We start from the raw sequence: 20,707 nt of genomic DNA, 5'->3' as shown, positions 1-20,707 counted from the left end.
GACATTTCGCATGGAACAAAGACTCACGTCCTTCGCCTATCGCGTGGGGCAGTTGCGCCGCCTGGTGCTGCTGCTGGCCATCGAGCGCATCGCCCCGCTGGGGCCGGTGGGCAAGGGGCAGATACCCTTCCTGGCCGAACTCTTTCAGGGCGGCGACGGCGTGTCGCAGGAAGAACTGGCCGAAAAGCTGCACTTCGACAAAGGCGCGGCCGCCCGTTCGCTGGCCAAGCTGGAAGCGGCCGGTCTGGTGACCCGCACCGTGAACCCGCGCAACCGCCGCCAGATGGTCATCACCCTGACCCCGGACGCCGAAAAGCTGCGCGAGCCCTTCCTGGCCGCCCTGCGCGAACTGACCGAAACCATGGTGCGCGGCTTTTCCGACGACGAGCGCGAACAGGCCCTGGGCTTTCTGGACCGCATGATCGTCAACGTGCTGGCCGAGCTGGGCCGTCCGGGCAGATCGTGCAGGTCAGACAAACCGGGCAAACCGGGCAAACCGGCCAAGCCGGCCAAACCGGGCAGACCAGACGGACTGGTCAGGACAGGACAGGCCTGCCGGGAGGCGGAATGAGCCCCGCCTCCTTTCCCTTCCGCGCTCCGGGCCACGGCGACGCGCCCCGCCCCGCTCCCGCGCCCGTTTCGCGCGGCGCGGTGCTGTTCGTGGTCAGCACGTCCATGATCCTCATGCCCCTGATGATGTCCGCCGTGGGCGTCTCGCTGCCCGCCATCGGGCGCGACCTTGCGGCCACGGCCATGCAGGTGGGCCTTGTGGAGACCACCTACGTCATGGCCCTGTCGGTGTTCCTGCTGATCATGGGCCGCCTTGGCGACATTTTCGGGCGGCGTCGGCTGTTCCTGGCGGGCCTTGTGCTGTTCACGTCCATCACCGCCGTGCTCTCGCTGTCGCAGTCCATCCGCATGGTCATCGGCCTGCGCTTTCTGCAGGGCATGGGCGCGGCCATGATCGTGGCCAACAGCTTCGCCATCATGCTCGAAGTGTTCCCGCGCGAGGAGCGCGGCCGCGCCATCGGCATCGTTTCCGCGGCGGCCTATGCGGGCATTTCGTGCGGGCCGCTGATCGGGGGATTCCTGACCACCCATTTCGGATGGCGCTGGGTGTTCCTGATGGTGCTGCCCTTCGGCCTTTCCGCCCTGCTGCTGGTGTTCACACGGCTGCGCGGCGAATGGCGGTCGGCCAGGGGCGAACCCTTCGACCTGCGCGGCAGCCTGGTCTACGGCGGCACCATCGTGCTGCTTACCCTGGGTTCGTCGCATCTGGACGAGGGTGCGTGGGCCTGGGGCACGCTGGCCGCCGGGCTGGCCTGCGGCGGACTGTTCCTGTGGCTGGAATCGCACACCCGCTTTCCGCTGCTGGAGGTCACCCTGCTGTCGCGCAACCGGCTGTTCACCCTCAGTTGCCTGGCCGCGCTCATCAACTACGCATCCACCTTCGGGGTGCTGTTCTTTCTCGGGCTGTACCTGCAATACGTACGCGGGCTTACCCCCAGCGACGCGGGCCTGCTGATGATCATCCAGCCGATGATCCAGATGGTGCTTTCGCCCATCGGGGGGCGGCTGGCGGACCGCTTTCCGGCGGAACGGGTGGCCACCGTGGGCATGGTGCTGTGCGCCGTGGGCCTTGGCGTGGCCGCGTTCATCGGGCAGGACACCTCCACCGCGCTGACGGTGACGGTGCTGGTGCTGCTGGGCGTGGGCTACGGCCTGTTCGCCTCGCCCAACGCCAGCGCCATCGTGGGCAGCGTGGAGCCGCGCCAGTTGGGCGTGGCCTCGGGCATGACCAGCACCATGCGCACCCTGGGCATGATGGCATCCATGATCGTGGTGACCATCGTGTTTTCCGTGTTCATGGGCGGGCAGCCGGTGTCGGCGGCCACCCTGCCGGGCTTCCTGTCCGCCATGCGCACGGCGCTGTGGACCTTCTGCGCGCTGTGCGCCGTGGGGGTGCTGCTGTCATTGGGACGGGTCCGGAGCATGGGGCAGGGACAGGTGGTGCACCCCGGCACTCCGTAACGGCACCCCGTAACGGCGCCCCTGCCGGAACCGACGAAGGCCGCTGATGCCCGCCGGGGTGGATGCGGCCGCGCGTCCCGCACGGAAGGCGCGACATGCCGAACGGGCAGAACAGGCAAAACGGGCAGAACGGGCGGGGGCTTCCCCTCGCGGCCGTTCCGCTGTATTGCCTGCGGGCCGCGCACCTGTATCCCGTACACTGGACGAACCCGCCGCGCAGGCTTACCCATACCCGGACGTCGCCAGCCACGGCCCGGCCATCCGGCCCAACCCTTGCCCCCCCATAGCGCATGATCGACATACTGAACCTGACCTACGACGAACTGGAAGCGTGGATGACCGGCGACCTCGGCGAGCCGCGCTTCCGCGCCCGTCAGGTGTGGCAGTGGCTGTGGCAGAAGAACGCCCGGTCCTTCGACGCCATGACCAACGTTTCCAAGGCCACCCGCGCCCGGCTGGCCGAGGCGGCGCGCATAACCTGGCCCGAAGTCCGCACCGTGAAGACCAGCGCCGACGGCACGGTGAAGTTCCTGCTGGCCCTGGCCGACGGCGCGCTGGTGGAGACGGTGTTGATTCCCAGCGAATCGCGCGAGGGCAAGGTGCGCATGACCCAGTGCCTGTCCTGCCAGGTGGGTTGCGCCATGGGCTGCACCTTCTGCAGCACGGGCAGCATGGGCTTCGAGCGCAACATGACCATGGCCGAGATTCTCGGGCAGGTGCTGGTGGCGCGCGACCACCTGGGCGACGACCGGCCGGACCACCCCATCGTGCGCAACCTGGTGTTCATGGGTATGGGCGAACCGCTGCTGAACCTCGCCGAGGTCATGCGCTCCCTGCGCACCCTCAACGACGAATTCGGGCTGTGCTTCTCGCCCCGGCGCATCACCGTGTCCACCTGCGGCATCGAGAAGGGCCTGCGCGAGCTTGGCGAAAGCGGCCTGGCCTTCCTGGCCGTGTCGCTGCACGCGCCCAACCAGGAACTGCGCGGCCACATCATGCCCCGCGCGGCGCGCTGGAGCCTCGACGACCTCATGGCCGCGCTGGAATCGTACCCGCTGAAAACGCGTGAGCGCATCACCTTCGAATACCTGCTGCTGGGCGGGGTGAACGATTCCATCGAGCACGCCCGCGAACTGGTGCGCCTTGTCTCGCGCACCAAGGCCAAGCTGAACCTCATCGTGTACAACCCGGCCGAGGGCCTGCCCTACGAAGCGCCGAGCGAAGCGCGCATCCTGGCCTTCGAGCAGTACCTGTGGTCCAAGAACGTCACGGCCATCATCCGCAAGAGCAAGGGGCAGGACATCAAGGCCGCCTGCGGCCAGTTGAAGGCCTCCGAACTGGCGGAACTGGCCGAAGGGGCGGAAAGGACGGATGCGGCGGCCATGGTGGGCATGACGGCCATGACGGAAGAAGCAGCCGGGGAGTAAGACGTCCCGAACCACCGGACCGGAACGCCGGACCCGCGCCATGCATGGTCCACCACGCGAAAAGCCCGGCCGAAAGGCCGGGCTTTTTCGTTGCCCCGTGAGGGTACCGCGCCACTCCGGGACGAAATGGAGGTCAGTGCGCCGCATCGCCCCCGGCGCGCTCCTCCACCGTTTCCAGCAGGCGGGCCAGCAGGCCGCGCTGGCGGTCGTCCTGACGCACGAAGCCGCCGCCCACGAGCAGACTGTCCCCTTCGCGCCGCACCGATTCCACGCGCAGGGCGAACAGGGTCCAGCCCCGGCCGTCGGCCATGGGCATGGCCAGTTCGCACAGGGCGGCATCCGCTCCCTCCAGCCACTGGCACAGGGCATCGCCCTGGCCGGAAAGCTGGACGCCGTACGGCGACAGCCGGTGCACCCGCACCGGCGCGGGCATCACCTGTCTGCCCAGCGGGCGCAGGTGGGCAGGATGCGACACCGCCACGCCCGCGTCGGGATGCTGGGCCTCGCACACGCAGGGGGCCATCATCTCCGCGTCGGGCGGCAACCCCCGGCTGAACCGGGCCTCGTCGGCGCCCTTCCATACCTCCACGGCCAGCGGCGCGGACAGCGCCCCCGGCCCGGTGCGGCCGCAGCGGCGGCAGCCCACCAGATGCAGCACCCCGTCGTGCAGCAGCCAGACGTCGCGGCTGCCGCAGGTGCAGCAGCGGGCCTTGGGCATGCCGTCGGGGCCTGCCGGATTACCGGCGCAGGCAGCGGCGCGGGAAGCGGGCCGGTCTGACAGGTCGGGCCGGTCGGGCAGCGCGCGGCCCGCCATGGCCCGCGCGGCCTCCACGGCCAGCGGCAGCGCGGCCCGCAGTTTCTGGTCCTCGCACCGCCTGTCGCCGTGACGGCGGTCTTTCTGGCGGCGGCCGCCCCGGCCACGATCGTCCCGGCAATGTGTTTCCGGGGCATATTCAGCCGGGCGGGATTCCGCCAACCCGTCCGTTCCGGCCTGCCCGTTCTGTCCGAGTTGTCCGGCCTGTTCGGGTTGTCCGGGTTGTCGTTCCGCTATGTCATCCACCGTTGCGACGGGCATCCCCCCCGTCGTCCGTTCCGTGCCCATGCAGACCTCCACCTGTCGGTGTTCCGGCGGCGCGCACACCCCCTCGCGCCGTTGCCGCCCGCATCCGCACCCTGTTTCCGCACCGTCCCCGGCGCGGCATGCCCGGCATGCCCGGCTGCCTTACAGGGACGCGCGGAACACCCGTTCCACCCGTTCCGCCGCCAGTTGCAGCGGACGTGGATATTCCTTGGCCAGTCGCACCAGACGCTCCACATCGCCCTCGGTGACGCCCCAGTGGGACAGCCCGGAGGGCGCGCCCCAGTGGCGGAACAGCGCGCCCAGCAGCAGCGCGCAGCGTTCCGGCGCGTCCCGGTCGCCAGCGGGCGGGGACGACGGGTCGCCGTCCTCGCCGGGTTCGGCCAGGGCCTCGGCCACCGTGGTTTCCAGCGCCGCCGCCAGCCTGCGCATGGCCGGGGCCTTGTCCGCCGCCACCTCTTCCATCCAGCGCGGGTAGATCACGGCAAGGGCCAGCCCGTGCGGCACGTGCGGATGCAGGCCGCTGACGGCGTGCTCCAGCGCGTGCGACTCCCACGACCCGGCCCCCAGGCCAACCCCGGTCAGGCCGGACAGGCCCACCCCCGACGCCCAGGCCAGCGCCCCGCGCGCCACGGTGTCGTGCGCGTCGGCGCGCAGGCGCGTGGCGGCGCGTACGATGGTGCGCAGCAAGGACTCGTTCTGGGCCAGCACCGCCTCTTCCGCGAAGAAGGGAAATTCCGCGTGCTTCCGCCCGGCGACAGGTGTGACGGGGGCGACAGGGGCGACAGGGGCCGCGGGCGTGCCCGTCACCGAGAATTCCAGCACGTGGCTCATGGCGTCGGCCGCGCCGTTCACGGTCAGGTGCCAGGGCAGCCCCTGCTGGAAGGTCACGTCCACGAAGGTGGCCACCGGCGGCGGGCAGCGCATGCCCCACTTGTGGCCCGACGCGCCACGGGTGATCACCGCGTTGCCGTTCATTTCCGACCCAGTGCCCGACAGGATGGACACCACGAACACCGGCAGCGAACGGGTGACCGGCACCCGCTCCGCAAAGGGGCTCCACGGGTCGCGCCCCTCGGCCAGCAGGGGCACCAGGGCGGCGGCCGCCTTGGTGGCGTCGATGACGCTGCCGCCGCCGATGGCGATCAAACCCGTGCCGCCAGCGACGGCGGCCCCGCCGCCTTGCGGACCGGTTGCGCCTTCCGGGACGGCGGCCGCCGCCGCGGCGATGCGCAGCACGGTGCCCAGGTCCGGGTTGGCGGCAACGCCCCACACTTCGCTACGCCGGACGCCCGCCGCGCCCAGGGACGCCACGGCCTGGCCGTACGCGCCCACGCGGCGCGCCGCCTCGCCGCCGCCCACCAGCACCACGTGGTCCAAGCCCGCCGCGCGCACCCGCGCGCCTAGCCCGGCCAGGACGCCGGGGCCGAAACGGACCTCCACCGGGTTGTGATAGACGAAATCCTTCATGGCTGTTCCTTGTGGCGCCGTGGCACCGGTCCGCCGCCTGCCGCCGACCCCGCCCCCCTCACCAGAACGCGCCCGCCATCCGCCAGTTACCCGGAAAACCGGACGTGCGGCGGAAGGGGCGTCTGCGGGGCGGCCGGGCAACAGGTGCCGTACCGTGTGCATAGCGCATGAATTTGTCGGAATGGCGTCGGGCGTGAAGCACCGTGGTTTTCCGCGCCCCGCGGGCATGGTTCGCGAAACGTTTCCGGGGTGCGTTTCCGGGAGGCGCTTCCGCGTCGCGCGGGGGCAGGCCGAAACCAGGCCGAAGCCGGGCCGGGATCGAGGCCGGAGGCGGGTCGCCCCGGCTTGGCGTAGGGATACCCCGGACGGAAGACGCGGTCGAGCCCTTCATGGGCCAGCCGCCCCTCGCGCGGGTGCGGGCGCTTGACGATAAGTTCCCCGTCCACGGCCACGCGGATCAGGCGTTCCGCGATGTCCAGCGGCCGGGCCGTCATGGCGGGGCGGCCCGTTTGCGGAACTGCGGGGACCCGGCTACCATAGACCCGACCTGCCCGGCCTTTCCGGCCTACCCGGACTGACCTGACCGGCCCGGGCCAATCCGGCCGGACCCGCGTGAAGGGTCCGGCGGAGCCGTGCACGGCCGGGACAGCCCCTTGCCGAGCCGCTCCAGGCATATCCGAAAAAATCAAGAAAAACTTTAACTCGCGCCATTCGTTATAGTTCCATGTCGAACCGAGTTTCCCTTCCCGCAGACCCCCTGACGGACGTTCCGCCGGGGTCCGCATGTCCCGGCGTCCCCCCCGGCGGCCCTCCGGACCCGCGTCTGCACCTGCTGCTGGCCGGGTGCTACGGCGTGCTGGTATGGCGCCTGCCGCCCCTGGGGCTGGCCGTGGTGGCGGCCGGACTGGCCGGGCTGTTCGCCGCCTCGCCGCTGCGGCACAGGCTGCGGCCGGGCATGCTGCGCGGCCATGCGTGGTTCGTGCTGGTGTGGGTGGCGCTGCGCTTCGGGCTGGCCTGCCTGGGGCCGGTGGGAGACACTCCCGCTACGGATGGCGGGGCAGGCGGTGTCTTCGGCGCCCTGCGGTTCGCATGGCCCGACGGGCCGCTGCTGGCGCATGCCGCGCGCGAATCCGCGCTGCTGGGGCTGCGTCTGGCCCTGCTCATCGGCATCGGCCTTGCCCTGGCGCTGGCCGCGTCGCCTCGCGCGCTGGGGCTGGCCCTGGTGTGGCTGCTGCGCCCGGTGCTGGGCGCGCGGGCGTGGCAGCCCGCGCTGGGCGTAGCCCTGATGGTCCACTTCCTGCCCATGGCCCAGGGGACCTTCGCGCAGGTGTCCCGCGCGGCGGACCTGCGCGGCCCGCTGCCCCTGCGGCGGCGCGCCGTGCTGCTGCCCGCCGCCGTGCTGCGCATCCTGGGCCAGCGCACCTGGACCCAGACCGTGGCCGTGGCCGCGCGCGGGCTGGACCGGCCCGAGGCATGGCGGCCGGACTTTCCCTTCCGCCCCGCCCGATGGGCCATGGCCCTGCTGCTGGCGGGGCTGGGAGTGGGCATGACCTTTCTGCCGGGGTGACGCCGGGCCGGACATGCGCGCCGCGCCCTTGCCGCCGCACCCGGCGCTGGCTATAACTCCACTGCCGGACCGGCATCGAAACCATGCCGCCCGGCGCCACGACGAAAACGGGGTGCGTCGCCGCCCCCCCCTTGCGCCCTTCCGGCGTCCACCCTTCGCACGCAGGCCCGCCATGTCCGACACCGGCAAGCTCACCCACGCCATCGTGGAATTCTACGAAAAACTCTCCTCCTGGGAGCACGACGTGGTGCGCGAGCAGGGGCTTACCCTGCCCCAGACGCACACCCTGGAAATCCTGGGCATCCACGGCGCGCTGCCCATGAAGGAACTGGCCGCGCGCATGGGGGTGACCACCGGCACGCTCACCGTGCTGGTGGACCGGCTGGAGGACAAGCAGTTGGTGGTGCGCCGCCCGCACGAGCACGACCGGCGGTCCATCCTCGTGGCCCTGACCGAGCGCGGCCGGAAGCAGTACGAGGAACACGACCGCCTGCACCGCCGCCTGACCGACGACCTGACCGCCGACCTGACCCCCGAGCAGAAGGCCGCCCTGCTGCATTGTCTGGAGACCATGAACGGCTCGTTCTAGGCGCGACCCTCCGGACGGGCCGCCATCCAAAGCAACGGTGAACGGCAGGCCGCGCCCCGGCGGGGACGGCTACAACCCTCCCAGCCCCAGCCCCATCTCCACCTTGAACAGGATCAGCGTGCCGAACACCGCGAACAGCGCTGCGGCCACGAAGCGCATCCTGTCCAGCGGAAACATCTGGCCCAGGCGTTCGCCCAGCAGCACGGCGGGCACGTTGGCGGCCATCATCCCCAGGGTGGTGCCCAAGGTCACGGCCGCCAGATCCGCGTAGCGCGCGCCCAGCGCCACGGTGGCGAGTTGGGTCTTGTCGCCCATCTCGGCCAGAAAAAACAGCACCACGGTGGACAGGAAGGCGCTTTCCCGCGTCTTGCACTCGCCTTCCGATTCCAGCTTGTCGGGGATCAGCGCCCACACGGCGAAAGCCAGAAAGGCCAGGCCCAGCCCCCAGCGCAGCATGTCCTCGCCGATGTTGGCGGACACCCATCCGCCCACGTAGGCGGCACAGAAATGGTTGGCCACCGTGGCCACGAAGATGCCCCAGATGATGGGCCACTGGCGGCCACAGAAGCGCGTGGCCAGGACGAACGACAACAACTGGGTCTTGTCGCCCATTTCGGCGATGGCTACCATTCCGAAGGCGGCGATGAATGCTTCCACGCGGGATATCCTGGGGGCCGGCGACGGTGCATACCCATGACCCCATCCGCCAGCGCCGGCCCGGCTCTGGTGGTGGAGTCAAAGGTCTCGCCAGGCTGATGCCGCCCACGCCATGGCTCGCGGCACGATGCGCGGGCCAAGTCTGTTGACGTGGGCTCCTCCGTTGCGGAGGCGGCTACTCCCCAATGACGGGCGCACCCTACCCCGCTTCGCCGCCAATGGCAACCCGCGTCCGGTGGGCATGGCCGCTTGTGCCTTTTCTCCCGAGCGGATATACCATGTCATGAGCCGGGACTTCCGGCGGCCGTCCCGCGCCGTCCCCCGGCCCGGCATGTCCGTCAGGCGGCGGCATGCACCCCCAGGAACCGCATGCGAACCCACCATGCGGCCGACATGACGCGGCCCGGATTCATGTGGCCCGGATTCATGCGGCCCGAATTCATGCGGCAAGGACCAGGGCGTCGCGCGCCCGGCGACAGGCTGGCGGCCGGCCGCCAGCGCCCCCGCGCCCGGCGTCATGTCCCGATCGCCGCACGTCCACCGCAACCCCAACCCCGGAGGCATCGCCATGGGCGAACGCGAACACACCTATTACCGTACCCTCTACGACCTGGTCCGCGTCATCAACTCCAGCCTTGAACCGACCACCGTGCTCGACACCATCGCCAAGCAGGTGGCCGGCGCGCTGAACGCCAGGGCCTGCACCCTGCGGCTCATCGACCGGCAGGGCACCACCCTGCTGGCCAGCGCCGCGTGGGGCCTGAGCAAGGGCTACCTGCGCAAGGGCCCCATCGAGATCGCCAAGAGCGGCCTTGACCGCGAAGTGCTGGCGGGCAACGTGGTGCATATCCAGGACGTGGCCACCGACCCGCGCTTCCAGTACCCCGAGGCCGCCCGCGCCGAAGGGCTGGTGTCCATCCTGGTCCTGCCCCTGCTGGTGGACGGCAAGGCCATCGGCTCGCTGCGCGTCTACTCCGACACGCGGCGCGACTTCACGCCCGAAGAGGTGGAATTCGCCGGGGCCATCGCCAACCTCAGCGCCATCGCCATCGAGAACGCGCGCATGCACCAGGCGCTGAAGACCGACTACGAACTGCTCACCGCGTACAACAACACCATCCACGAACTGTAGGAGAACCCCCGATGACCAAACTCCGCATTGCCATCAACGGGTTCGGGCGGATAGGCCGTCAGGTGTTCAAGGCCATCCTGGACCGCTACCCCGACACCATGGAAGTGGTGGCCGTCAACGACCTGTACGACGTGGCCACCAACGTGCACCTGTTGCAGTTCGACACCTGCTACGGCCGCCTGAAGGTGGACGCCGAGGTGCAGGGCGGCAACATCCACGTGGGCGACTGGACCGTGCGCAACTATGCCGAGCGCGACCCCAAGGTGCTGCCCTGGCGGGACCTTGGCGTGGACATCGTCATCGAGTCCACGGGCATCTTCCGCACCGGGCCGCAGTGCAGGGCGCACATCGACGCCGGGGCCAAGAAGGTGATCATCACCGCGCCCGCCAAGGAAGAAGACCTGACCATCGTGCTCGGGGTCAACGACGCGGACTACGACCCGGAAAAACACCACGTCGTCTCCAACGCCTCGTGCACCACCAACTGCCTGGCCCCGGTCACCCTGGCGCTGCACAGGGCCTTCGGCATCGTCAAGGGCGTGCTGACCACGGTGCACTCGTACACCAACGACCAGCGCATCCTGGACCTGCCCCACAAGGACCTGCGCCGCGCCCGCGCCGCCGCGCAGAACATCATCCCCACCTCCACCGGGGCGGCCAAGGCCGTGGCCAAGGTCATCCCCGAACTGAAGGGCAAGTTCGACGGCATCAGCCTGCGCGTGCCCACGCCCACGGTGTCCATCGTGGACTTCGTGGCCGAACTTGAAAAGCCCACCACCACCGAAGAGTTGCGCGCCACCCTGAAGGCCGCCGCCGAAGGGCCGCTGAAGGGCATCATGGCCTATTGCGAAAAGCCGCTGGTGTCGTCCGACTTCATCGCCGACCCGCATTCCAGCATCGTGGACGCCGAATTCACCACCGTGATGAACGGCGACATGGCCAAGGTGCTGGCGTGGTACGACAACGAGTGGGGCTATTCCTGCCGCGTGGCGGACCTGGCCGCGCTGATGGAGAAGAAAGGATTGTAGCCACGCGCCGTCTTTTCGTCCCCGGCTGCGTCAGATATCGCCTTTTGCTCCGGTCACGTACCAAAGAGCGCGCTGCGGTCGCCAGCCGTAACACTCACGAAGTTCGTGTAACGGCTGCCGCACGCTCCCTTCGCAAAAGGCTCATCTTCCTTGCCGGAGAACGAAAATACGACGCGTGGCAGAAACAAGTCCGCCCGCTCCTCGGCCCTCATGCTCCGCGCTGGTCTTCCGGCGCGGAGCTTTTTACTTACCGCCGCCGGAACGCCGCCAGATATTCCTGGTTGCCCTTGGGGCCGGTGATGGCGGAGGGCACCACCCCCTCCAGGTCCAGCCCCAGCGCATCGCGGCAATACGCCACCACCTTGTCCACGGCGGCCTGCCGCAGGGCCGGGTCGCGCACCACGCCCTTCTCGGTCTGCCCCGGCCCCACCTCGAACTGCGGCTTCACCAGCGCCACCACCCGCCCGCCCGGCTTCAGCCATTGCAGGCACGGGGCCAGCACCAGCGTCAGCGAGATGAACGAGACATCCGCCACCACCAGGTCCACCGGCTCCGGAATCAGGTCCGGCGGGGCGGTGCGCAGGTTGGTGTGCTCGTGCGACACCACGCGCGCATCGGCCCGCAACCGCTCGTGCAACTGGTTGTGCCCCACGTCCACGGCGTACACCCGCGCCGCCCCGTGCTGGAGCAGACAGTCGGTGAATCCCCCTGTGGACGCCCCGGCGTCCAGGCAGATGAATCCGGTGACATTCAGCCCGAAATACTCGATGGCGGTGAGCAGCTTGTAGGCCCCGCGCGACACGAAGCGCTCGCGGCCGTAAAGCTCGAACCGCGCCGTGACCGGGTATTTGTGGCCCGGCTTGTCCACACGCATAGGCCGCACGGCCCGTTCCGGCGCGCCAGAGGCGGCAGGCGCGCCCGCGCCGTCGGCGTCCTCGTCCCCGTCGCCCTCCGGCAGCACCACCACCTGCCCGGCCATGATCAGCCGCTTGGCCTGCTCGCGGCTTTCGGCCAGCCCGGCCTCGAACACCAACTGGTCGGCGCGTTCCTTCTTCGGGGGGCGCGCAGGGCGGGGGCGCGGGGCCACGGCTCCTTCGCCGGAGGAGTCCGGCGGCGCAACGGCCACATCCTTTCGAACATCGGTGATGCGGGACATGGGAAACTCGTCGTGACGCGACGCGGGCCGCGCGGGAAAGGATTCCGGAACAATGGGGACACGGACGGCCGGGCGGCCAAGCGGAGAAGCACCCCCAGGGCCAACCCCGCCAGTTGACGCCAGGCTCCGCCTTGACAGGGACACGCCCCCGGCATACCTGTTGCCTGCGCCTGCCCGCCCTGCCCCGATGCACGGGGCGCGGCGATGGGCAGACTACACGAGGCCCGGACGGCCCGCAACGCCGTTGCATCGGGGGCCTTGCCAAAACGGGAAGATGGGCGTATCAACGTGCGTTCCGATTTTCCCCACGAGGAGTCCAAGATGAAGGAAAACATCCATCCCACCGTGTACAAGGCCAAGATGACCTGCGCTTGCGGCTACGAAGCCGAAGCCCTCTCCACCAAGGGCGAGGTCGTGCACGTGGAAATCTGCTCGCAGTGCCATCCGTTCTACACCGGCAAGCAGCGCTTCGTTGACACCGCCGGCCGCATCGACCGCTTCCGCAAGAAGTACGCCAAGTTCGGCGAAGGCAAGTAGTCTGCCTGCCTCGGGCGGTGCGCACGCGCGCGCCGACGTCGATTTTTCCTCCCCGGAGGGGTTCGCCCTCCGGGGAGAAATCTTCATTGCCATCAGCCGCAAGGGGTTCAGCATGGGCGCAATGGGCAGGACACGGGCCACCGGCGTGACCGGCGCGCTCCGCGCGGCGTTTTCGCATTGGGGCCGCGCCTGCCGTGCGTTGCCCACGGCGCTTTCCCTCGCGGCCGACGCGCCCTGCACCATCGGCGGCCAGGCCGTCATGGAAGGCGTGATGATGCGCAACGGCGAGCGCCTTGCCCTTGCGGTGCGCCTGCCCGACGGCGAAATCCTGGCCGAAAGCCGCCCGTGGTACACCCTGTCGTCCGCGGACTGGCTGAAGCGCCCCTTCGTGCGCGGCTTTCCCACCCTGGTCGAAACCCTGGTCAACGGCATCAAGGCCCTGAACCGCTCGGCCGAGCACGCCGCCCAGGGCGAAACCGGCGAAGAACTGAAGTCGTGGCACCTGGCCCTGACCCTTGCGGTGTCGGTGGCCCTAGCCCTTGGCCTGTTCGTGGTGCTGCCGCACATGTTCTCGCTGGGCATGAAGTGGCTGGGCCTTGGCGGCGACGTGGAAGGGCTGTCGTTCCACGCCTGGGACGGCCTGTTCAAGTTCGCCATCTTCATCGGGTACATCCTGGCCATCTCGTTCCTGCCGGACATCCGCCGGGTGTTCCAGTACCACGGGGCGGAACACAAGGTGATCCGGGCCTTCGAGGCGCGCGGCGACGTGACGCCCGAAACCGCCGCCATCCACAGCCGCCTGCACCCGCGCTGCGGCACCACCTTTCTGCTGTTCGTGCTGTCCATCTCCATCATCCTGCACGCGGTGCTGGTGCCGTTGCTGCTGCTGATCTGGACGCCGGACGGCGCGGTGACCAAGCACGCCGGAACGGTGCTGTTCAAATTTCTGCTGATGGTGCCCATCAGCGCGCTTGCCTACGAGGCCATCCGCTACGCCGCCCGCCTCGGCGACGGCCTGCTGGGCGCGGCGCTGCGCGCCCCCGGCATGCTGCTGCAGATGCTGACCACCCATGAACCCGACCGGGACCAGCTCGAGGTCGCCATAGTGGCCCTGCGCGAGGCCCTGGGAGACGCCGCCCCGGCAACGGTGCGCGCGCCCGCCTACCGCCATCAGGCCCCCGCCACGGAGTGACGGATGTTCGCCAAGCTCGAAAACCTGGAACGCCGCTTCGAAGACCTGGAGCAGCAGCTTGCCTCGTCCGAGGTCTTCAACGACCAGGACCGCTACCGCAAGCTGACCAAGGCCCACGCCGACCTCAAGGAAGTGGTGGACGTGTTCCGCCGCTACAAGGCGTTGCGCCGGAACCTTGCCGACAACAAGGAACTGCTGGACGACGCCGATCCGGAAATCCGGGCCATGGCGCATGAAGAAGCCAAATCCCTCGAGACGGCCATTCCCGAAATCGAGCAGGAACTGCAACTGCTGCTGCTGCCCAAGGACCCGCTGGACGAAAAGAACACCATCGTGGAAATCCGCGCGGGCACCGGCGGCGAGGAAGCGGCCCTGTTCGCGGCGGACCTGTTCCGCATGTATTCGCGCTACGCCGAAGTGCGCGGCTGGAAGGTGGAAATCCTCAGCGCCAACGAATCGGACACCGGCGGCTACAAGGAAATCATCGCCCTTATCGCCGGGGACAAGGTGTACAGCCGCCTGAAGTTCGAATCGGGCACCCACCGCGTGCAGCGCGTGCCCGCCACCGAATCGCAGGGCCGCATCCACACCTCCGCCGCCACCGTGGCCATCCTGCCCGAGGCCGAGGAAGTGGACGTGGAAATCCGCCCCGACGACATCCGCATCGACGTGTTCCGCGCGTCGGGCGCGGGCGGCCAGCACGTCAACAAGACCGAATCCGCCGTGCGCATCACCCACATTCCCTCCGGCATCGTGGTCTCGTGCCAGGACGAGAAGTCGCAGCACAAGAACAAGGCCAAGGCCATGAAGGTGCTGGCCTCGCGCCTGTTGCAGGCCGAACAGGACCGCCAGCACAACGAGATGGCCGCCGACCGCCGCTCGCAGGTGGGTTCCGGCGACCGCTCGGAACGCATCCGCACCTACAATTTTCCGCAGGGCCGGGTGACCGACCACCGCATCAACCTCACCCTGTACTCGCTGGACCGGGTGATGGAAGGCGAGGCGCAGGCCCTGTTCGACGCCCTGTCCACCCACGCCCAGACCGAGGCGTTGAAGGCGCAGGCCGACGTGCAGTAGGCCCACGGGCAGGGACACGGGACGAAAAGAATGTGAAGACGGCCCGCCGCGCAAGCGGCGGGCCGTTTCGCGTGGCAATGACCGCCAGTACATGGCCGGTTTCGCCCGTCCGTTCTCCGCCTCCCGCCCCCGTCCTCCGGACTGCATGCAACCGCCACTTGCGGCGCGCCCCCGGCTGCGCTACTGCTCCGCCCCATGAGCGACCATCGCACCCCGTCGTTTCCCGACACCTGCGCGGCAGAGACGCCCTGCGCGCCGGACACGGCAGCCACCCATGCAGCGCTGGCCGCAGCCGCGCCGCACGGCCTGCGCGAGGTGGTGCGCGCCGCCGCCGCATACCTGGCGGGTTGTCCTGCCCCTTCGGTGCGCGACGATGCGCCGCGCCTGACGGCGGAACTGTTCGTGGCGCGGGCGCTGGGCCTGCCCCGGCAGGACCTGCTGCTGCGCCTGGCCATGCACCCCACCGCCCCGGTGCCGGAGGACGCGCTGGCCCGCGCCGCCACGCTGCTGGCCCGCCGCGCCGCCGGGGAGCCCACGGCGCACGTCCTGGGCGAGCGGGAATTCTACGGCCGCGATTTCCTGGTCACCCCGGCCACGCTGATCCCCCGGCCGGAAACGGAACTGCTGGTGGAAACCGCCCTGTCGCTGGCCCCGCGCGGGGCGCGCTTCGCCGACTGCGGCACCGGCACCGGGTGCATCGCCGTGACCCTGTGCGCCGAACGCAACGACCTTTCCGGCATGGCCTGCGACATCTCGCCCGGGGCGCTGGCCGTGGCCGCGCGCAACATGATCGCGCATCTCGGCGGGGGGGAGCATCCCGGCGGGGCGCAACCCGGTGACGGCTGGCCGGACACGGCGCGCCGGGCGGCCTTCTCCCGCTGCCAGCCGGTGCTGGCCGACTTCACCCGCCCCCTGTTCCGCGACGGTTCGCTGGACCTGCTGGTGTCCAACCCGCCCTACGTCAGCGAGACCGAACACGCGGGTCTGACCCCGGAGGTGCGTGACCGCGAGCCGCGAGCCGCCCTGGTGCCCTGCGCGGGCGGGGGGCTGGATGATGCCGCCACGGCGCAAGGCCGGGCGGACGGGCTGGGGCATGCCCGGGTGCTGGTGGCCGAGGCGGGCCGGGTGCTGCGGCCCGGAGGGCTGTTCCTGATGGAATTCGGCAGCGCGCAGGGGCAGGCCGTGGCCGACCTGTTCGCGCCGCATGCGCCGCTGTGGGCCAGGGTGGACATCCGGAAAGACCTGGCCGGCCTCGACCGCTTCGTGGTGGCGGCGCGGTCACCGCATGCGACGTAAGTGGCGGCGCGTAACGCCAACGCCACCCGAATGTGTGGTTTTCGCACCACGACGGCAGGTGCGCAAAAGCCACACAAGTGCGTGAAACACACACTCGCGCGCGTGTCGCAGCGCACACAACACCTGTCATTCCAGCATATTACAAAAGTCTAGATTTTGGCACGGTTCATGCTCTACCGCCAGCGGAGGGGTTATGAACCAGACCACCATCAAGAAATCCATCGAATGTTCCGGCGTCGGCCTGCACGGCGGCAAGATGGTCCACCTGACCATGCGTCCCGCCCCCGAAGACACCGGCGTCGTGTTCGATATCCATACCGCCCAGGGCGTGCGCCGCGTGGCGCCCAATCCCCAGGCCGTGGTCGCCACCGGCCTTGCCACCACCCTCGGCGTGTCCGGCAACGGCCAAGACGCCTCGGTGGCCACCGTGGAACACCTGCTTGCCGCCATCCGCGGCCTCGAGATCGACAACCTGATCATCGAGGTGCAGGGCGGTGAAGTGCCCATCATGGACGGCAGCGCCGCCTCCTTCGTCATGCTGCTGCGCAACGCGGGCATCCGCGCCCAGTCGCGCGCCCGCCGCGTGCTGCGCATCGCCAAGCCCATCAGCCACGAGAGCGACGGCAAGTCCATCCGCGCCCTGCCCTACGACGGCTTCCGCGTGGACTACACCATCGACTTCGCCCACCCGCTCATCGGCGTGCAGCACATGAGCCTGGAAGTGACGCCCCGCACCTTCGCCGAAGTGGCCAAGGCGCGCACCTTCGGCTTCCTGCGCGAGGTGGAATACATGCACAGCAAGGGCCTAGCCCTTGGCGGCTCGCTGGACAACGCCGTGGTGCTCGACGACTACGCCGTGCTCAACGACGACGGCCTGCGCTTCCCCGACGAGTTCGTGCGCCACAAGATCCTGGACTTCATCGGCGACATGGCCATGCTGGGCACCCCGTTGCAGGGGCACTTCATCGTGCACTGCTCCGGCCACGCCCTGAACAACGCCTTCCTGCGCGTGCTGACCGAAAACGCGGACATCTACCTGCAGGAAGTGACGCTGGACGAACCCGCCGCCGAAAAGGCCGCCCGCCGTCCCGCCGTGGCCCCCGCGCATGCGCCCTCGCATGCTGCGGTCCATACCGGCCAGCCCGCCACGGTCTAGTTGGCACCTCCTCTTTCGCCGTTCCGGGCCGCCTTCGGGCGGCCCTTTTCGTTGTGCGGGGCTATCCCGGACCGGGGCGTACGCCGTCTTCCGATGCGGCGTTGCCGCCTTTACGCGCGCCCTGCGCGAGCGGGCGCCCTCTTATTATAATGAATGGGCGGCGGCTCCACCGTGCGGTTGCAGCGCGGCGAAGGCGGCAAACGTCAATACGGGACCGGGCAGACACCCCACAAATTTGTCCCCGCAAAGCCGCGCCGGACGCCAATCCGTCACGCAACGCGCAAAAAAACGCGCATTCCCCCGCTTTTCCCCCTTGCCTTTTCCCAAGGGAGCGGGTAGAAGCGCTTTCTCGTTGGCTGGCGTAGCTCAACTGGCAGAGCAGCTGATTTGTAATCAGCCGGTTGCGGGTTCGAGTCCCATCGCCAGCTCCACAGTGGAGGGGTTCCCGAGTGGCCAAAGGGAACAGACTGTAAATCTGTCGTCGTAAGACTTCGGTGGTTCAAATCCACCCCCCTCCACCACTTGACAAGCTATCTTGGCTGTAGGAGACAGGAAGGCCTGTCGGAGAACTACGGCTTCCTGGAAGTACGGCAGCATGCTGGACGTGCGGGAATAGCTCAAGTGGCTAGAGCATCAGCCTTCCAAGCTGAGGGTTGCGAGTTCGAGTCTCGTTTCCCGCTCCATCCTAGCCCGGGTTCTCCTCAAGCAAGCAATCGGCCCACATAGCTCAGGCGGTAGAGCACTTCCTTGGTAAGGAAGAGGTCATGAGTTCAAGTCTCATTGTGGGCTCCATTTCCGTGCCTAACGATTAACGCAAGAAGAAAACCACGCCAGGGAGAACACCTATGGGTAAGGAAAAATTTGAACGCAAGAAGCCGCATGTCAACATCGGCACCATCGGCCACATTGACCACGGCAAGACCACTCTGACCGCCGCCATCACCAAGGTGGCCGGTCTGCGCGGCAACGGCAAGTTCGTGGCGTTCGACGAAATCGACAAGGCTCCCGAAGAAAAGGAACGTGGCATCACCATCGCCACCGCCCACGTCGAATACGAAACCGCCACCCGCCACTACGCCCACGTGGACTGCCCCGGCCACGCCGACTACATCAAGAACATGATCACCGGCGCCGCCCAGATGGACGGCGGTATCCTGGTGGTCGCCGCCACCGACGGTCCCATGCCCCAGACCCGCGAGCACATCCTGCTCGCCCGTCAGGTCGGCGTGCCCTACCTGGTGGTGTTCCTGAACAAGTGCGACATGGTGGACGACGAAGAGCTGCTCGAACTCGTGGAACTCGAAGTCCGCGAACTGCTCTCGCTCTACGGCTTCCCCGGCGACGACATCCCGGTGATCCGCGGTTCGGCCCTGAAGGCCCTTGAAACCGACGATCCCAACTCCCCCGAAGCCGCTCCGGTCGTGGCCCTGCTCGACGCCTGCGACAGCTACATCCCCGAGCCGCAGCGCGACATCGACAAGCCCTTCCTGATGCCCATCGAAGACGTGTTCTCCATCTCCGGCCGCGGCACCGTGGTGACCGGTCGTGTGGAACGCGGCATCATCAAGGTCGGCGAAGAAGTGGAAATCGTCGGCATCAAGGACACCGTCAAGTCGACCTGCACCGGCGTCGAAATGTTCCGCAAGCTGCTCGACCAGGGCCAGGCCGGCGACAACATCGGCGCCCTGCTGCGCGGCATCAAGCGTGAAGACGTGGAACGCGGCCAGGTTCTTGCCGCGCCCAAGTCCATCAAGCCGCACCGCAAGTTCAAGGCCGAAGTGTACGTCCTGTCCAAGGAAGAAGGCGGCCGCCACACCCCGTTCTTCTCGGGCTACCGTCCGCAGTTCTACTTCCGCACCACCGACATCACCGGCATCATCGCGCTGGCTGACGGCGTCGAAATGGTCATGCCCGGCGACAACTCCACCTTCACCGTGGAACTGATCGCTCCCATCGCCATGGAGCAGGGCCTGCGCTTCGCCATCCGCGAAGGCGGCCGCACCGTCGGCGCGGGCGTGGTCTCCGAAATCCTGGAGTAAACGATGCGCGTCAATCTCCTGCTCGCCTGCACCGAGTGCAAGCGGCGCAATTACGCGACCGTCAAGAACAAGAAGAATACTACCGGCCGCATCGAACTGAAGAAGTATTGTCCCTGGGACAAGAAGCACACGGTTCACCGCGAAACCAAGTAGTATCCTCATAGTGCAGGGCAGTAGCTCTAACGGCTAGAGCGCCGGTCTCCAAAACCGGATGTTGGGGGTTCGAATCCCTCCTGCCCTGCCACCTCCTTTCCAGCGGGACAGCGCACGGCAACGTGCCAGGGCGCCCCAAGGCACCTTTCCGCCCGGCCCGGCGAACCCACGGTTCGCCCGCCGGGCGGGCCGGTCCCCCCCGAACGATGGCAAGTCGACCAGTCGAAATGGCTCCAGAGGCGATCATGGCGAAAAAGCAGCAGAACGCGCCCGAGGCGACCCCCGCCGATTCCGGCAACGGCATCGGCGACAAGATCACCCAGCTCAGGGATTACTTCGAGGAAGCCAAGGGCGAACTGCGCAAGGTCACCTGGCCCACGCGCAAGGAAACCACGGCAACGGGCATCGCCGTGCTCGTTCTCGTTTTCGTCATGTCCCTGTTCCTCGGTGTCGTGGACCTTGGGCTGACCAAGCTCGTCGAATACATCCTCTCGTGACGGACACCGAAATGACCGAATCGATTCCCACGTCCGGCAAGGCCCGCTGGTTCATCGTCCACACCTATTCGGGCTTCGAGCAGCGTGTCGAGCAGACCATACGCGAGATGATCCGTACCGGTCAGGCGCAGGGACTCATCGAAGAGGTCGTGGTGCCCACCGAGAAGGTCATCGAGCTCGTCAAGGGCGAGAAGCGGACCTCCACGCGGAAGTTCTACCCCGGGTACGTCATGGTCAAGATGACCATGACCGATTTCTCGTGGCATCTCGTCCAGTCCATTCCCAAGGTTACCGGTTTCGTCGGCGGCAAGAACCGTCCGACCCCCATGCGTGACAGCGAAGCCGAGCGCATCCTGACCATGATGGAATCGCGGCAGGAGCAGCCCCGGCCGAAGTTCAACTTCGAGCGCGGGGACGAGGTTCGCGTCATAGACGGGCCTTTCGGCGGCTTCAATGGCGTCGTCGAGGACGTCAACTACGACAAGGGCAAACTCAGGGTGTCGGTCTCCATCTTCGGCAGGCAGACCCCGGTCGAGCTGGACTTCGTCCAGGTTTCCAAGGGCTAGCCCCCTTTCGATGATCTTGCGCGGTAACCATCGCGGCCCGCGCCGCCCATAGAGGGACA

At 68.3% G+C, this 20,707-nt stretch carries 20 protein-coding genes, 5 tRNA genes and 1 riboswitch; of the genes, 21 read left to right on the top strand and 4 right to left on the bottom strand.

Features of this window, described 5'->3' with window-relative positions:
* Positions 1–10: 10 nt before the first annotated feature.
* The 3 genes from V6B97_RS04205 (at position 11) to rlmN (ending at position 3,458) form a co-directional block, all read left to right on the top strand.
* Positions 11–571, top strand: a complete 561-nt coding sequence (locus V6B97_RS04205; protein ID WP_333505236.1) for a MarR family winged helix-turn-helix transcriptional regulator — start codon at positions 11–13, stop codon at positions 569–571.
* Positions 568–2,031, top strand: a complete 1,464-nt coding sequence (locus tag V6B97_RS04200) for an MFS transporter (protein WP_333505235.1) — start codon at positions 568–570, stop codon at positions 2,029–2,031. Before V6B97_RS04205 ends, V6B97_RS04200 begins: the two co-directional genes overlap by 4 nt.
* Positions 2,032–2,321: 290 nt before the next feature.
* A complete protein-coding gene (rlmN, locus tag V6B97_RS04195) occupies positions 2,322–3,458 on the top strand; it encodes a 23S rRNA (adenine(2503)-C(2))-methyltransferase RlmN (protein ID WP_333505234.1) in 1,137 nt (378 codons plus the stop codon).
* Between the two features lie 133 nt (positions 3,459–3,591).
* Here the strand turns inward: rlmN and V6B97_RS04190 are convergent, their stop codons facing one another.
* Complete coding sequence (locus tag V6B97_RS04190; RefSeq protein ID WP_333505233.1) at positions 3,592–4,533, bottom strand: hypothetical protein; 942 nt, start codon at positions 4,531–4,533, stop codon at positions 3,592–3,594.
* A gap of 147 nt (positions 4,534–4,680) precedes the next feature.
* Positions 4,681–6,006 (bottom strand): iron-containing alcohol dehydrogenase, encoded by a 1,326-nt coding sequence (locus tag V6B97_RS04185; RefSeq protein WP_333505232.1) that lies wholly within the window; start codon positions 6,004–6,006, stop codon positions 4,681–4,683.
* A gap of 724 nt (positions 6,007–6,730) precedes the next feature.
* Between V6B97_RS04185 and V6B97_RS04180 the strand changes: the two genes are divergently transcribed.
* Together V6B97_RS04180 and V6B97_RS04175 are read left to right on the top strand one after the other, a co-directional pair.
* Positions 6,731–7,573, top strand: coding sequence for a cobalt transporter (locus tag V6B97_RS04180; RefSeq protein WP_333505231.1), 843 nt, complete (start codon positions 6,731–6,733; stop codon positions 7,571–7,573).
* A gap of 172 nt (positions 7,574–7,745) precedes the next feature.
* Positions 7,746–8,162, top strand: coding sequence for a MarR family winged helix-turn-helix transcriptional regulator (locus tag V6B97_RS04175; RefSeq protein ID WP_333505230.1), 417 nt, complete (start codon positions 7,746–7,748; stop codon positions 8,160–8,162).
* Between the two features lie 69 nt (positions 8,163–8,231).
* Here V6B97_RS04175 and V6B97_RS04170 read toward each other — a convergent pair whose 3' ends face one another.
* Positions 8,232–8,819 carry a TMEM165/GDT1 family protein gene (locus V6B97_RS04170; RefSeq protein ID WP_333505229.1) on the bottom strand — a complete coding sequence of 196 codons (588 nt, stop codon included), beginning with the start codon at positions 8,817–8,819 and terminating at the stop codon, positions 8,232–8,234.
* A gap of 19 nt (positions 8,820–8,838) precedes the next feature.
* Positions 8,839–9,015, bottom strand: a riboswitch (yybP-ykoY riboswitch).
* A 372-nt stretch (positions 9,016–9,387) separates the two neighbouring features.
* Here V6B97_RS04170 and V6B97_RS04165 point away from each other — a divergent pair.
* A complete protein-coding gene (locus V6B97_RS04165) occupies positions 9,388–9,951 on the top strand; it encodes a GAF domain-containing protein (protein WP_333505228.1) in 564 nt (187 codons plus the stop codon).
* A gap of 11 nt (positions 9,952–9,962) precedes the next feature.
* Positions 9,963–10,979, top strand: a complete 1,017-nt coding sequence (gene gap, locus V6B97_RS04160) for a type I glyceraldehyde-3-phosphate dehydrogenase (RefSeq protein ID WP_333505227.1) — start codon at positions 9,963–9,965, stop codon at positions 10,977–10,979.
* Positions 10,980–11,226: 247 nt separating this feature from the next.
* Here gap and V6B97_RS04155 read toward each other — a convergent pair whose 3' ends face one another.
* Positions 11,227–12,066 carry a TlyA family RNA methyltransferase gene (locus tag V6B97_RS04155; protein ID WP_333505249.1) on the bottom strand — a complete coding sequence of 280 codons (840 nt, stop codon included), beginning with the start codon at positions 12,064–12,066 and terminating at the stop codon, positions 11,227–11,229.
* 390 nt (positions 12,067–12,456) lie between these two features.
* On the opposite strand from V6B97_RS04155, the gene rpmE reads away from it, so the two are divergent.
* The 14 genes from rpmE to nusG all read left to right on the top strand — a co-directional run bounded on the left by rpmE (position 12,457) and on the right by nusG (position 20,648).
* Positions 12,457–12,672: a 50S ribosomal protein L31 gene (gene rpmE / locus V6B97_RS04150; RefSeq protein ID WP_333505226.1), complete on the top strand. Its 216-nt coding sequence runs from the start codon at positions 12,457–12,459 to the stop codon at positions 12,670–12,672.
* A 259-nt stretch (positions 12,673–12,931) separates the two neighbouring features.
* On the top strand, positions 12,932–13,864 hold the full coding sequence (locus tag V6B97_RS04145) for a DUF1385 domain-containing protein (RefSeq protein ID WP_333505248.1): 933 nt from the start codon (positions 12,932–12,934) through the stop codon (positions 13,862–13,864).
* Positions 13,865–13,867: 3 nt separating this feature from the next.
* Positions 13,868–14,941 (top strand): peptide chain release factor 1, encoded by a 1,074-nt coding sequence (gene prfA, locus V6B97_RS04140; protein ID WP_333505225.1) that lies wholly within the window; start codon positions 13,868–13,870, stop codon positions 14,939–14,941.
* Between the two features lie 195 nt (positions 14,942–15,136).
* Positions 15,137–16,237: a HemK/PrmC family methyltransferase gene (locus V6B97_RS04135; protein ID WP_333505224.1), complete on the top strand. Its 1,101-nt coding sequence runs from the start codon at positions 15,137–15,139 to the stop codon at positions 16,235–16,237.
* A 193-nt stretch (positions 16,238–16,430) separates the two neighbouring features.
* Complete coding sequence (gene lpxC / locus V6B97_RS04130; protein WP_333505223.1) at positions 16,431–17,393, top strand: UDP-3-O-acyl-N-acetylglucosamine deacetylase; 963 nt, start codon at positions 16,431–16,433, stop codon at positions 17,391–17,393.
* 355 nt (positions 17,394–17,748) lie between these two features.
* Positions 17,749–17,824: transfer RNA gene (locus V6B97_RS04125), tRNA-Thr, on the top strand.
* 4 nt (positions 17,825–17,828) lie between these two features.
* Positions 17,829–17,914 (top strand) — tRNA-Tyr (locus V6B97_RS04120).
* 85 nt (positions 17,915–17,999) lie between these two features.
* Positions 18,000–18,076: transfer RNA gene (locus tag V6B97_RS04115), tRNA-Gly, on the top strand.
* Between the two features lie 33 nt (positions 18,077–18,109).
* Positions 18,110–18,185 (top strand) — tRNA-Thr (locus V6B97_RS04110).
* A gap of 53 nt (positions 18,186–18,238) precedes the next feature.
* Complete coding sequence (gene tuf, locus V6B97_RS04105) at positions 18,239–19,432, top strand: elongation factor Tu (protein WP_333505222.1); 1,194 nt, start codon at positions 18,239–18,241, stop codon at positions 19,430–19,432.
* Between the two features lie 3 nt (positions 19,433–19,435).
* Positions 19,436–19,585 carry a 50S ribosomal protein L33 gene (gene rpmG / locus V6B97_RS04100; protein WP_007523971.1) on the top strand — a complete coding sequence of 50 codons (150 nt, stop codon included), beginning with the start codon at positions 19,436–19,438 and terminating at the stop codon, positions 19,583–19,585.
* A 14-nt stretch (positions 19,586–19,599) separates the two neighbouring features.
* Positions 19,600–19,676 (top strand) — tRNA-Trp (locus tag V6B97_RS04095).
* A 154-nt stretch (positions 19,677–19,830) separates the two neighbouring features.
* The gene (gene secE / locus V6B97_RS04090) at positions 19,831–20,082 is read left to right on the top strand and encodes a preprotein translocase subunit SecE (RefSeq protein WP_012612579.1); all 252 of its coding nucleotides are present in this window, start codon (positions 19,831–19,833) and stop codon (positions 20,080–20,082) included.
* Positions 20,083–20,093: 11 nt separating this feature from the next.
* Positions 20,094–20,648 (top strand): transcription termination/antitermination protein NusG, encoded by a 555-nt coding sequence (gene nusG, locus V6B97_RS04085; RefSeq protein ID WP_333505221.1) that lies wholly within the window; start codon positions 20,094–20,096, stop codon positions 20,646–20,648.
* Positions 20,649–20,707 lie beyond the last annotated feature (59 nt).

The sequence above is a fragment of the Nitratidesulfovibrio sp. 1201_IL3209 genome, assembly GCF_036763125.1.
Taxonomy (GTDB): Bacteria; Desulfobacterota; Desulfovibrionia; order Desulfovibrionales; family Desulfovibrionaceae; genus Cupidesulfovibrio.
This window is presented reverse-complemented; position numbering and strand designations above follow the sequence as displayed.

Bases quoted from the DNA above. Each gene is read 5' to 3' on its own strand.
- V6B97_RS04205 (WP_333505236.1), top strand. From the start codon at position 11: ATGGAACAAAGACTCACGTCCTTCGCCTATCGCGTGGGGCAGTTGCGC.
- V6B97_RS04200 (WP_333505235.1), top strand. From the start codon at position 568: ATGAGCCCCGCCTCCTTTCCCTTCCGCGCTCCGGGCCACGGCGACGCG.
- rlmN (WP_333505234.1), top strand. From the start codon at position 2,322: ATGATCGACATACTGAACCTGACCTACGACGAACTGGAAGCGTGGATG.
- V6B97_RS04190 (WP_333505233.1), bottom strand. From the start codon at position 4,533: ATGCCCGTCGCAACGGTGGATGACATAGCGGAACGACAACCCGGACAA.
- V6B97_RS04185 (WP_333505232.1), bottom strand. From the start codon at position 6,006: ATGAAGGATTTCGTCTATCACAACCCGGTGGAGGTCCGTTTCGGCCCC.
- V6B97_RS04180 (WP_333505231.1), top strand. From the start codon at position 6,731: ATGTCGAACCGAGTTTCCCTTCCCGCAGACCCCCTGACGGACGTTCCG.
- V6B97_RS04175 (WP_333505230.1), top strand. From the start codon at position 7,746: ATGTCCGACACCGGCAAGCTCACCCACGCCATCGTGGAATTCTACGAA.
- V6B97_RS04165 (WP_333505228.1), top strand. From the start codon at position 9,388: ATGGGCGAACGCGAACACACCTATTACCGTACCCTCTACGACCTGGTC.
- gap (WP_333505227.1), top strand. From the start codon at position 9,963: ATGACCAAACTCCGCATTGCCATCAACGGGTTCGGGCGGATAGGCCGT.
- rpmE (WP_333505226.1), top strand. From the start codon at position 12,457: ATGAAGGAAAACATCCATCCCACCGTGTACAAGGCCAAGATGACCTGC.
- V6B97_RS04145 (WP_333505248.1), top strand. From the start codon at position 12,932: ATGGAAGGCGTGATGATGCGCAACGGCGAGCGCCTTGCCCTTGCGGTG.
- prfA (WP_333505225.1), top strand. From the start codon at position 13,868: ATGTTCGCCAAGCTCGAAAACCTGGAACGCCGCTTCGAAGACCTGGAG.
- V6B97_RS04135 (WP_333505224.1), top strand. From the start codon at position 15,137: ATGAGCGACCATCGCACCCCGTCGTTTCCCGACACCTGCGCGGCAGAG.
- lpxC (WP_333505223.1), top strand. From the start codon at position 16,431: ATGAACCAGACCACCATCAAGAAATCCATCGAATGTTCCGGCGTCGGC.
- tuf (WP_333505222.1), top strand. From the start codon at position 18,239: ATGGGTAAGGAAAAATTTGAACGCAAGAAGCCGCATGTCAACATCGGC.
- rpmG (WP_007523971.1), top strand. From the start codon at position 19,436: ATGCGCGTCAATCTCCTGCTCGCCTGCACCGAGTGCAAGCGGCGCAAT.
- secE (WP_012612579.1), top strand. From the start codon at position 19,831: ATGGCGAAAAAGCAGCAGAACGCGCCCGAGGCGACCCCCGCCGATTCC.
- nusG (WP_333505221.1), top strand. From the start codon at position 20,094: ATGACCGAATCGATTCCCACGTCCGGCAAGGCCCGCTGGTTCATCGTC.